Source organism: Thermoactinomyces sp. CICC 10521 (assembly GCF_016055135.1).
Lineage (GTDB): Bacteria > Bacillota > Bacilli > Thermoactinomycetales > Thermoactinomycetaceae > Thermoactinomyces_A > Thermoactinomyces_A daqus.
The window spans coordinates 1-13,234 of sequence record NZ_JAECVZ010000044.1; the positions used below are offsets into that span (position 1 = coordinate 1).

At 56.3% G+C, this 13,234-nt stretch carries 3 protein-coding genes and 1 pseudogene; all 4 read right to left on the reverse strand.

The window, feature by feature from the left end; genetic code table 11:
* Positions 1-5,103: SDR family NAD(P)-dependent oxidoreductase (locus I8U17_RS17050; RefSeq protein ID WP_198059883.1), on the reverse strand; the 5,103-nt coding region annotated here is incomplete at its 3' end.
* Between the two features lie 14 nt (positions 5,104-5,117).
* A complete protein-coding gene (locus I8U17_RS19020) occupies positions 5,118-5,708 on the reverse strand; it encodes a polyketide synthase dehydratase domain-containing protein (protein WP_483316479.1) in 591 nt (196 codons plus the stop codon).
* Positions 5,709-5,789: 81 nt separating this feature from the next.
* Positions 5,790-7,907 (reverse strand): annotated as a pseudogene (locus tag I8U17_RS18935) (type I polyketide synthase); the annotation flags it as partial.
* A 109-nt stretch (positions 7,908-8,016) separates the two neighbouring features.
* Positions 8,017-13,234, reverse strand: a 5,218-nt coding sequence (locus tag I8U17_RS17060; RefSeq protein ID WP_198059885.1) for a PfaD family polyunsaturated fatty acid/polyketide biosynthesis protein, incomplete at its 5' end; no start/stop codon positions are given.

Sequence of the window (13,234 nt, forward strand, 5' to 3'; positions counted from 1 at the left end):
ATAGCCTGTCAGTTCGTCTACCGTTTTGTACTCAAAAAACAGCGTTTTGGGCAACGGGCCAAATGTTTTTTCCAACTCGTTCGTCAGCTTCATCACCATGACCGAGTCGATGCCGTATTTCATAAATTCGGCGTCCGCTTCAATTTGTCCGGCGGGAATCTTGAGCCCGGCTGAGAGCAGCGTTTTCAAATAGTCAATCGCTTTCCTGCGAAGCTGGTCCGCTCCGCTCTCCTGTACGAATTTTTCTTCCGTGGCAACCACTTTCTTTGTCCCGTCATCCGGATGAATCGGCTGAATCTGCAGTTTCGACCGGATCTCCCCGAATCTGCGGCGCTCTCCGGCAATCACCATGACCTGTGGCTCTCCTGATGCAAAACCTTCATAAAAGGCGCGGATGCCCCGCCAAGTCTCCAGCGCGGCCAGTCCCGTGCTCTCCTGCATGATTTGCTCCGTTTCAGGATCAAGGCGCATGCCGCCGTCACGCCACAAGGGCCAGTTGAAGGAGATCGTGCGCCCGTGCCGTTCATTTCGTTCGACAAGGGCCTGGCGATATCGGGCATAAGCATCCATAAAGGCGCTTCCGCACGCATAATCAGCCTGTCCTGCATTGCCCAAGGTGCCCGCCAGTGAGGAGAAAATGATAAAAAAGTCGAGATGGATCTCTCTGCTGGCCAGATCGAGGTTGACCAGTCCCACCGTTTTCGGGGCTGTCACCGCCAAAAATTGATCGTCCGTCTTTTTGATGATAAAGTTGTCGCGAATGATTCCGGCACTGTGAATAATCCCATTAAGTTGCTTAAATTCCCGGAGGATTTGATCCATCAGTTTTTCCACAGCCGAACGATCGGTGACATCCACCTGCCGGTAAAACACCCGTGCCCCCAGTTGTTCCAATTCTTTGATCTGTGCCCGCTTGCGTTCATCCAGGCGGGATCGTCCCGTCAGAATCAGCGTGCTTTGCGCTGTACGGGAGGCGATTTCCCTGGCAAAAAGAAGTCCCAAACCGCCGGCACCACCCGTAATCAGGAAAACCCCGCCCTCTTTCCACGGAAGATCGGATTTTGGCAGGTCCGCTTTTATTTCGCGCCAAGCGGCCGTATATCGTTTGCCGTCCTGATACCGGATCCGGTCGGTTTCGCGGCAGGCTGCGTTTTCCTTTAGCTTTCGCGCGATCTCTTCCTCCGTTTCCTCTGCTTCGACCGCGATCAACTGCCCGATGATCCGGGGATTTTCCAGATGCGCTGTCTGAATGATCCCCTGAAGCCCGGCCCAAAGTTGCTCTTCTCCTTGATCCGGAACAACGATCTGGATCAGAACGCTGCCCGGATGCCCGGTTTTCATGATTCGCTGTATTTCTGCAAACAATTGCAGGGCATGATTTTGGAACTGCTCTCCGCTATGGCTGTTATCAACCGGCAGCGCAAGACATCGTCCCCCCTGAAGGAATGATTCCACCTTTGTCGGGGAAACACTGTCCATCCCGCAAAGAAGCACCAGTTGGTCAGCAAAAGAACCCGCAGTTGCCGTTTTCTCCGCCGATTGTTCGCGCCAGTCAGCGCGGAGCAGCACATGTTCCGTTTTCGCACGGCCGGCTTCCTGCAACCATTCACCCGACACCGCCCGTGTAACCAGCCCCCGTATTCGCAGGCAAATCCGGCCGGTTTCGTCGCACAGATCGACGGACAACTTCCCACCGGTTTCCTGATGAATCCGTGCCCACATCGCCGGGCCGGTTTTGCCGTAGATCTCCACTTCTTCCACGGCAAACGGAAGCGCAGGCTCGAGACGGCCGGAATCAATGCCCAGCCCCAAACCCGCCTGGATCGCCGCATCGACCATCCCCGGGTGGAGGTGGAAGCCCTTGCCCGCTTCCGCTGCCGCGGAAGGCAGGTGCAGGCGGGCCAGCACTTGCCCCTCTCCCACATGCACTTCCGCTATCCCCCGGTGGGTCTCTCCATACCGGATGCCCATTCTGGCGAAGGCTTCATACATTTCCTCCGCGGTCAGCGTCCTGCGGGAACATTCCCCTTTGACCGCTTCCAGATCCAGCACCGGCGGGACTGCGTCCGTCATCAGTTCGGCCGTTCCCTCGCTGTGAACCACCTCTTCTCCCGCATCGGTTTCGCTGTACACTTCATAGGCGATCTCGTTTTCATTTTCCGCGATCAGCCCGATGTGGACTTCCACCGGCTGCTCGCCTGCCACGACGGGCCGGAGCCAATTCACCTGCCGCAGGCGAATCCCTTTCCCTTCTCCCGTCCAGCCGCCGACGGCCCGGTCGACGGCCGCCCGGGCCATTTCCAAACAGGCGCTTCCCGGCAGAACCCGCTTCCCTCCGACCAGATGGTCGGACAGGAAAAATTCTTCGCCCGTGAACACGGAGCTGAACCGCTGTTCATACAAATCGGAGGTATTCCGGTGCAGCAGCGGATGGAGCACGGTGCCTGTGAGCGGCCGCTCTTTTCTCTCTTCCGCCGGAATCCAGCAGCGCTGCCGGGCAAACGGATAGGTGGGCAGACTCATCCGTCCGGGTTTCTTCCCGCTGTACAGACGGTTCCAGTCGATGTCCATCCCTTTTACCCACAGCTCCAGCAGTTTGTCGTACTTCCCTTTTCTCTGCCAGACCTCCAGGATTTGCTCCATATCCTCATCCGCCGCCAGGACCGCCAGGACTGCCTTATGAGCTTTGACCGACCCCCGGTAACATCCTTCGATCTCCTGCTTTCCGGCAACCACGTCCGCCAATTTTCCCCGGAGCTCTTCCATGGTGGTGACCACGAGGGCCATCCGCTCTTCCATCGCCTCCCGGCCCACTTGCAGCGTGTACGCCAGAGCGGCCAGATCACGGTCGGTCCAGCCTTCTTCCCCGATCGCCGAGTGCAGGCGTTTCGCCTGCTCCAGCAGTTGCCCGCGCGTTTGTGCCGACAGGACGATCAGGAACGGGCCCCCGCCGGCTGCAGCCGGCTCCCGATCCGTTTCTTCGGGCGGGAGATATTCCTCAATCACGATATGGGCGTTGGCCCCTCCGGCTCCAAACGACGAGATTCCCGCCCGGCGCGGAGCTTCCCGGGGCACCCCCTGTCGCATCACGACCGGCCGCTTCCATTCTGCCAGTTCCTGCTGAACGACAAAGGGGGTCGAGGCAAAGTCAATATGGCGGTTCAGCACCCGGGAGTGCAGGGAGGGCACCAGCTGCCCGTATTTCATCTGCAGCAGGATTTTACTCAATCCGGCAATCCCGGCCGCGCTCTCGGCATGCCCGATGTTGGATTTCACCGAGCCGATGGCACAAAACTGCCGGTCGCCGGTATATTCCTGAAAGGCTTTGGTCAAACCGGCAATTTCAATCGGGTCGCCCAAGACCGTTCCGGTGCCGTGCGCTTCGATGTATTGAAGGGTTCGCGGGTCGATGCCGGCCTGGCGAAAAGCCTGCTTGATCACATCAGCCTGGGCATTGGGATTGGGGACGGTATAGCCGTGTGTCTTGCCCCCGTGATTGAGGGCCGTCCCTTTGATCACTCCGTAAATGTGATCACCGTCCGCCACGGCCCGGGCCAACGGCTTCAACAGAACCGCACCGACTCCTTCTCCGGGCACATAGCCGTCGCCGCCATCCCCAAAGCTTTCGCACCGTCCCTTGCTTGAGAGGAATTGCCCCTGCTGCAGGGCGATGTATTTGTTCGGGTGAATCGACACATTCACCCCGCCGGCGATCGCCACTTCGCAACTGCCTTTTTGTAGGTGCTGGCAGGCCAGATGAATCGCCGTCAAGGATGAGGAGCACATCGTATCCACGGCCATGCTCGGGCCGTGAAAATTGCAGAAATAGGAGACCCGGTTGGCAATGGAAGCGGCGCTTCCATTCAAGGCCACCTTTCTTCCCCGAAGCTGTTCTTGCGCTCCGTAGAGCTGGTACTCCTCGTACATGACGCCGACGAACACCCCGACATTGCCTTCCATTCCCCGTCCCTTGTACGCCCCGAGGGCACGGCGGGTATATCCCGCATCCTCCAGGGTTTCATAGACGCATTCCAGAAACAGCCGTTCCTGCGGGTCCATCAATTCCGCTTCCCGCGGGGAAATGTGAAAGAACAGGGGATCAAACCGGTCGACCTCTTCCAGAAAACCGCCCCAGATGCCACGGGCCTGTTCCTCCGTGTATTGCCAGAGTTCCCTCCTCTCTTTGGGAACTTCGGTGATGCAGTCCTTCCCTGCTTGCAAATTGCGCCAAAACTCGCGCATATTGCGGGCTCCGGGATAGCGCCCCGCCAGGCCGATGATGGCGATGTCCGCGGTTTCGGGAGTTTTCTCCGCAGGAACCGTGCGGAAAGCGGGACGCCACTTCCGCCCCCGGCCGCTTTTGCGCTCTTTCGCCACCGGAGCCACCGGTTCCGGCAAAGCAGCGGAGACAGCGGGACTTGCGCCCAGTGTCCGCTCCAACTGTTCGCGATAATGCGCCAGGAAATAGCCTGTCAGTTCGTCTACCGTTTTGTACTCAAAAAACAGCGTTTTGGGCAACGGGCCAAATGTTTTTTCCAACTCGTTCGTCAGCTTCATCACCATAATCGAGCTGATGCCGTATTTCTCCAAATCCCGGTCCGGAGCGATCTCTTCCGCACGTACCTTCAGGACGGATGCAAGCAGCCGCTTTAAATAATCAGCCGCCTTCCGTACCAGTCGCCCTTCTTCCGCTGTCAGGCCTTCACTCTGTTGTTCCACAGCTTCCGAAAGACGATTGGTTTCGGCGTTAAAGAGAGGGCCGAAGGATTCCAGCAAAAATGTCGCCAGACTGTTGAGGGTTTCGTGTTCCGCAATTTCCCGGGCGGTGAGGTCTGCTCCGTATTCCGTCTGAAGGAGATCAGCCAGTTCCGTCAACTTCAGCGGATCAAAGCCGTATTCACCCAGTTTCACATCACTCATAATCTCCGCGGAAGGAACCTGAAGCACAGAGGCTGCCGCCTTTTGCAAAAAAGCCAGTATTCTGTTCCGCTGCTCGTTTTGCTGCCGTCGCACATGCAAACTCTTGAATCGGACGGCGGCTTCCTCCGGTGTGATTTTCTTTTCTTTCAGCTGTCTGTATAACTCTTTCAACTGTCTATCCATTTTTCCGGTACCCCTTATCTTGAAGCCGTTAAAATCCGTTCGACTTCCTCTTCAGATAATTCGCCCTTCCAAATCCGCTCCGACAGATCGAGATAAAACGCATCTTCCGCTCCCTCACGTTGCAACGAATTTACCGGCCGGGTCGAAAATCCCCGGATCTGCACACAGATCCCCCCGTCTTCATTACACAGATCGAGATCCAGCAGCCCGGCGCCCGGAGATGCTGCCCCATTCCCATCACGCCGGCGGATATAAGCCCACATACCGGCGGAGCAGGGGGCCAGTATATCCAATGTTTCAAGGGAATACGGCAGTGAAGTTAAAGGCGCGTTCACCGCGATGGCAAAGCCCGCCGCAGCCTGTAACGCCGAATCGATCAGGCCGGGGTGCAGAAAAAAAGACCCTTGCGCACCGTTTACACCGGACGGTAATGACAACTTCGCAAGAATCTGGTCTTCATACAGATAAAGGCGCTCAATCAGGCGGTGTGACGGCCCGTATGCAATCCCTGCCGCCCGAAAAGCCGGGTAGATTTGCTCCGGCGTGAGAATTTTCCGAGGAGATTGCTCCTGCAACGCTGCGACATCCAGCGGGGAAACGGTCACCGGATCGGTCAAAACCAGGCTGCCCTGGCTGTGGACCTCGTTGGTTTCATCCTCAGGATCAAGGGAATCGCTGTAGATTTCATAATCAATCGCTCCATCTTCCTCAGGGGTCAGGCAAATATGGACTTCCACCGGATCTTCCCCCACGGCCAGCGGAGCCGCCCAAACATGATTGACCAGGCGGATGCGTGTGCGGCCATCCCGCAAGGCCTTCGCCGCCTTCGGATGCAGTGCCAGCTCCAGCGCCGCCCGGGCCATTTCCAGACAGGCTGATCCGGGCAAAATGCGGCGGCCGTGGATCACGTGATCCGTCAGAAACGGTTCCTTTCCGGTCAATGTCGAACTGAACCGCTGCACGGAGAGGTCGGAAGTGTTCCGATGCAATAAGGGATGGAGCCGGTTCCCGTTCACAGGCACAGGATTCCGGCCAGGGAGCCAATAACGTTCCTTGGCAAATGGATATCCCGGCAAAGGAATGCGTTGCGGCAGGCTGCCCTCATACAAACCGTTCCAGTCGATCGCGCCGCCGGCGATCCACCATGCAGCGATCTGGTCCCTCCTCGCCTTCCCCGGGGGATGTCCGGGAGAGGCGGGAGATGCACCCGCTCCTTTTTTCACCTGATTGGTCAACAGCCCCTCCGGATGATTGCCGTTGACAAAAGCATCCAATGTCCCGATCACTTCGTCTTTTGATCCGGCCCAAAAAGCCAGACGACACTCCATGGCCTCCCTGCCCGTCTGCAAAGTGTAAGCCAGGTCACCCAGGTTCAGTCGTTCCTGCGCCTGAACCCACTCTTTCATGATTCCGGCATAAACCTTCAATCGCTCTTCCGTTTTTGCCGACAACACGACCAATACCGGGTGATCGGCGTTCACAACCGGTGCTCCCGCTCTCTGCTGCCGCGGAAGGTATTCCTCTATCACCAGATGGGCATTGGTTCCGCTGAACCCGAACGAGCTGACACAAGCCCGCCTCGGTGCCGGCGCCTCCCAGGGAATCGTTTCCGTATTGATGTAAAAGGGGGAATCCGCAAAATCGAAATGTTCATTCGGCTCCGTAAAGTTAAGGGTGGGCACCAAGAGCTTATGCCGCATGCAGAGAAGAACCTTGTGGACACCCGCCACACCGGCGGCGGCCGACGTATGCCCGATATTCGATTTCACGGAGCCGATCGCACAATAATTCTTCTTCTCTGTCCTCTCCCGAAATGCGGCTGACAAAGCCTTTAACTCAATCGGATCTCCCAGCTTGGTTCCGGTGCCGTGCATTTCCGCATAACTGATGCCGGCCGGATCGATGTTGAATTTTTGATAAACGGATCTTTCCAGTTCAAATTGGCTTTTGATGCTGGGTGCGGTAATTCCGTTCGTTTTCCCGTCCTGATTCATGCCGAACCCGATAATGAGGCCATAGATGTGGTCACGATCCGCCTCGGCATCCTTCAGCCTTTTTAAAACCAGGGCCCCGGCTCCCTCACCGGGGACCATGCCGTTGCCTGACTGATCAAAAGCCTTGCATTGACCATCCGGAGATAACATTCCGGCCGAACACATTCCGATGTAAGGCTCCGGCGTCAGGTATAAAGAAACACCGCCGGCCAGAGCCATATCGATTTCCCGGTGAAGCAGGGCCTGGCACGCCAGCGTAATGGCGACCAGAGAGGAAGAACAGGCGGTATCAACCGATATGGCCGGGCCCTTGAGATTGAGAAAATAAGCGATGCGGGCCGCAGCGATGGAAGCATTGTTTCCCGTGAGATCGGTAAGCCCAACCTTCCGGTCGCACAACATCCGGTAGTATTCATTGCCCATGATCCCCAGATAAACCCCGCACTGCTTTCCGTTCAATTCGGCAGGGGTGTATCCGGCATCCTCAAAGGCCCGGTAGGCTTCCTGCAGGAAAATGCGCTGTTGCGGATCCATCATTTCCGCTTCCGACGGCGAAATATGAAAAAACAACGGATCAAAACAGTCGACATCATCCAGCAAGCCCAGCCATTTGCAATAGATTTTTCCGTCTTTCGGGGGATACGGTTCAAAATAAGAATGCACATCCCAGCGGGATTTCGGAATTTCCCGGATCGAGTTACGCCCCTGAGCCAAATTGGCCCAATAGGTTTCAAGGTTGTCTGCCCCGGGATACCTTCCCGACATGCCGATCACGGCAATCGCTTCCCGCTCATCCCGCTGAGGGCTTCGATTATTTTTCTCTCTGATGTTCGTCAATCGGGCTTTCGCCTCTTCCAGGGTGAATTCTCCGGCTTGCAGTGCGCGCAGGATCTCTTGCGAGTTCATCATTGCCCTCCCCCTAAATCAAATCATGCCTCTGCAACCATTCATTGGCCTTTTCGACCTCCAATGTCCCCCGCTCCACTTGCTCCAGCACCTCTTCCAGGGTCAGGGGAGGAACCGATGCAGACGGTTCAGAACCAGATTTGTCCCGGCCCGTCCTTTCCCTGAGCATCCAGGCGGCAAATTCACGCAAGTTCGGATAATCATACAACGCGGTCGCCTCTATCGCAGTTCCGTATCGTTTATTGAGCGCCCGTGTCCACTCCACGCCCAAAATCGAATCCAATCCCAGATCGGTAAAACTCTGGTCCGGATCGATCTCACTGCGATCAAGGTACATGATTTCCGCGAGACTGTCCGCCAGCTCGTCCATCAAGGCCCCGGCTTCCCCGGGATCCGTTCCGCCCGCTGCCTGATTTTCCGTTTGCAACAGACCGGGCCCGGCGCCTTGAACCGACTGCTGGGCGAGAATCAGCTTCCCTAATTCGCGAATCGTGGGGTAATCATACAAAGTGGTGGCTTCCAGCGAAGTCCCGTGCTGTTTATTAATCACGCGAATCCATTCCACACCCAAAATCGAGTCCAGCCCGAGATCATGAAAGTTCCGGTCCGGGTCGATCTCCCCGCGCTCCATGTACATGATCTCTGCCAGACTGTCAGCGAGCGCCTCCTGCAAAGCCTCCTCGGAGGGATTGGAAAAAGAGAGCGGCACAGCCTCGCGTGGCGACGGATCAGGCAGAGACAACCTGATCGGAGCCCGCTGCTTGGCTTCCCGCTTATCCGGGAACTGCTGGATTTCCGCCACCAAAGGCTTTAATGAAATGCCGGCAGGCTTTGCGGCGGACGCTGCCGCTTCTCCACCGGACCATTTTGAGGAACGGGGCAAATGGTCAGCCGGTTCCGCTCCGGTCGAAATTAAATCCTTGCTTTTCCTTTCCTCAGGCCAAAATCTCTTCCTCTCGAACGGATAGGAAGGCAGATGGATCCGGCGCGGCCTGCTCCCGCCGTACAGTTTATCCCAATCCACCGGACTGCCGTTCACCCACAGCCGGGCGATTTCCTCCCAGTTCCCTTCCCATGATCCGTCCGGCGATGAAACTGAACGGAATTCACCCATTGGCAAATCCTTGCTCCCGTTTTTCTCCCTTTTCAAAGAAGCGGTGAACAGGTGCGGCGGCGGATTCCCTTCTGTAAACAGCTTCAATGTCTGCAGGATTGACTCCCGCGATCCGGCGACAAAAGCCATCCGGCAATCCATCGGCTCTCTGCCCACTTGCAGGGTATAAGCCAAATCCCGGAGATTGAGGTTTTGATGTTTCCAGATAAAGTGCATCATCCGGCTCGCATACGTCTTCAATTGCGCTTCGTTTCTGGCTGACAGGACAAACAAGAGCGGATGCCCGCCATCCATCGGGTCCGTGGGAGCCATTGTCTCCGGCTCCGGAAGGTACTCTTCCACCACGATATGGGCATTTGTCCCGCTGAACCCGAAAGAACTGACAGCCGCCAGGCGCGGTACCCCGTCGCGCTCCGTCCAGGGGCGTTTGCTTTTATTGATATAAAACGGACTGTCATCCAGGGAAATATGTTCGTTCAAACGGTGATAATGAATAGTCGGGGGCAGCGTCTTATGTTTCAGGGCAAGCAGCACTTTAATCAATCCGGCGATTCCCGCAGCCGTCAAAAGATGCCCGATGTTGCTTTTGACCGACCCGAGCGCGCAGTAGTGTTTTTTGCCGGTAAAGGACCGGAATGCCTCGGTAAGCGCTTCGACTTCGATCGGATCGCCGAGCTTGGTGCCGGTTCCGTGCGCCTCGACGAGTGAGATTCGTTCGGGATTGATGCCGAAACGATCATACACCTCCCGCTCCAGTTCAACCTGCGCATGAAGACTCGGTGCAGTGATGCCGTTGGTCTTGCCGTCCTGATTGACACCCCAGCCGCGGATGACGCCATAAATCGGATCTTTATCCCGGATCGCATCGCTCAGGCGTTTCAGCAAGACTACGCCCACTCCCTCGCCGGGCACAAATCCGTCGGCATCATTGTCAAAAGTGGAACAACGGCCGTTTCCGGACAGCATGCCTGCCTTGCTGGTCATGATATGGAGAGACGGGCCGGCCATGATACAGACTCCTCCGGCCAGGGCAAGATCGCTGTTGCCCAGGATCAGGCTGTTGCATGCCTCGGCCACGGCGACCAGGGAAGAGGAACAGGCTGTTTCAATCGCCATCGAAGGTCCCCGCAGATTCAGCAGATAAGAGATCCGTGCGGCCAGAATGGAGGTGGTTCCGCCCATCAGCACCCGGGCATTTAACTCCTCTTCCTTGAACAACCGACCGTAATCGCTCGGCGCACATCCGACAAATACGCCGCAACGGCTTCCGGACAGATCAGACGGGCGTAATCCGGCATCCTCGATACAGCTCCAGCAACTCTCCAGAAAGAGGCGTTGCTGCGGGTCCATGGCGATCGCTTCAACCGGTGGAATGTGGAAAAAGGCAGGGTCAAATTTGTCCACATCCTCCAACACGCCCATCCACTTGCTTATGCTTTTTCCGGGAGCTTCCGGATCCGTGTCGTAATATCGGGCAGCCGGCCACCGCGATTCGGGGATTTCCGAGATACAATCCCGGCCATTCACCAGGTTGTCCCAAAATTGCTCCAGATTTTTGGCTTTTGGAAACTGCCCCGACATGCCAATAATGGCAATGGCCGTCTCTTCCGCGTCCTGTTTCTCCACAGGCCCGGGAAGAGCGGTCACGTTTCCTTTTGCCGTAACCGGACGGTCAAAGCGGGACTGAATGTGTTCGCAGGCACGGTTCATCAGCAATGCGGCAATTTCGGCCACGCGGCGGTTTTTCCAATGCTCAAAAGGCGTTCCTTTCACCCACTCGTTAAAAGCCCCCATGGCCGGTCCGCAGAATATTTGGAAATTATCTCTCTCGGTTTCATCCCCGTTGAGGGTGGCCCGGTTGCAATAGGCAAAATACCATTTAAAAATGAGCACCATTTTAAAGCGCGGATTTTCCTCCGCTTCGACCAGATGCTGCGGATTTTTCTTTTTCTTGTACTCACAAACCAAATCCCAGACTTCGGAAAAAGTTCTCTTAAAATACTGTGTTTCAATCTCGTGCCTGATTTCCTCCGGAATCTCATCGATCGAATTGTATTGCATGAACAATTGGTATAACCGGTTGGCGCGGTTATGGAATTGTGTATGTTTCCTGACGACCTGCGCTTTTGCCCCGATTTCAAACATATCCCCGGCGACGGTCACTGCCGTGTCATGGATGGTGACGGTACCGAGCAACTCTTTCACAACTTCATGAGCGCCGCTTTCCACCGTACACTGGTTAATCGACCCGGTAAAAATAAAATCGGCACCCAGCATAAAGACCGATGCCACGGCTTCGGGCGTTCCGATTCCCCCGCCGCAGCCGATCATGATCGGTTCCGGATAGGCATGCTCTTGCTGCATTTTATTTCTGAGGGCGATGACGGAAGGAACTAACGCGGATGAAACCCCTTGATCAGTATGACCGCCGGAATCGGCTTCCAGCGCAATATCGTCAACCATCGGCACCGACCGGGATAACTCCGCTTCTTCCTCTGTAATCAAACCGGCTTCCAGCAACTGCTGCACCAGATCCTTTGGAGGAGGGGACATGAACTGCCGGGCGATTTCCAGCCGGGAGCATTTCCCGATGATCCTTCTCGGAAATACAATGCGCCCTCCTTTTTTTTGAATCCCCTTGATTCTGCAATAGACCAGCGGGGCGGTAATGGAGGAATAGGCGGACGCTTCAATGTACGGAATTCCGTACTTGATGAACAGAGCAGCGTGCTCCCATTCTTCCTGCGGGTCGTCAAAGTTGGCAATCAGGCACATGCCGTACGGTTCATCGGGGTTCAGGGCCGATTGGATTTTCCGGATGCGGGATTCAAGCTCTTTAGCGCCAATTCCGGCGCTGCCAAAAAAGCTGAGCAACCTCGCTTTGGCCATGGCAATGACCAATGCTTCCGAAGCCACTCCCTGCGCCATCGAACCGGCGACGTAGTTCCATTTGCAGCCGTACCGGGTTTGAAACAAGGGATGGCCCAGGTTCTCCGGGCTTAAAGTCTGGGAGCCGTCCTTGACGCTGTCCCCGGTCTCCCACTTCTTTCCGGAATTCTCTTCATCTGCGGGAACCGGCGGCACAGGTCCCTTTTTTAAAACGGTTACTGCCGGAAGGGCGGATGAATTGGCTGGTTCTGCTTGTTTCGCAGGCTGCGGCACTTGCTCCGTCTTTCCCGCATGGGTCTCCGTTTTTTTCAATTCCCTTTGCAAAAATCGCGCAAAATCGCGGATGGTCGGATAATCGTAGACCCTGGTCGCCTTGATCGAAGTGCCATAGGTTTTATTTAAGGTCTTGATCCACTCCACCCCGACGATGGAATCCAAACCGAGCTCAATAAACTTTTTATCCGGCAGAATCAAATCCCGTTCGACATACAGGGCTTCCGCCAGGCTGGCAGCCAATTCTTCCTGCAATTGCTCCAGCTCTTGCTCTGAAAGCGGATTATGACTGACACCGGGCAGCGGATTCGGTGGTGCCGTCCCGATGGCGGAGTCCGGCGGAAGGATTTCTTCTTCCTGCTCACCGGCCGTGAACGGGGATGACACTTCCGGTGTTGGTTCGGGCTGCCGGGATGAAAGCTGAACCGCCGGCACGCAGTCTGTCGTCGCCGTTTCCGGCACATCGACCCAGTAGGTATTCCGCGCAAACGGGTATGTGGGCAGATGCATCCGATCCGGTTTTTCCCTCCACAGTTGCTCCCAAGGCAAGTCGTATCCCTGACAGTAAAGGTCGGCCAGCCCCTGAAGGATTTCCCGGTATTCCTCCTCCTTTTGAACCGCATGGCTTTTCCGCATGAGCTCCTGGGCAAACATCTCCATCACTTTTTGGCTGACGAAACTTTCCGGTACAGTGCCCGTAAACAGATTGGGCAACTTCTCCTCCCCTCCGAACTGCCTGAGGAGGTACAGCGCATCCTCGCGATCTCTGACAACCGCAGCGCAACGACAGGCAAAGTGCTGTCTTCCTTCCTGGAGAGTGAAGCTGATCCGGGCCATGTCTTCATTCGTCGGGGACTCCTTCTCCAGAAAAGCGATCATGTCGCTGATCTTCGCTTCCAGCGCCTCCCGGGTCTTGGCGGACAGAGCGAGCAAGTAATAAGGAAGACGGTGCCGG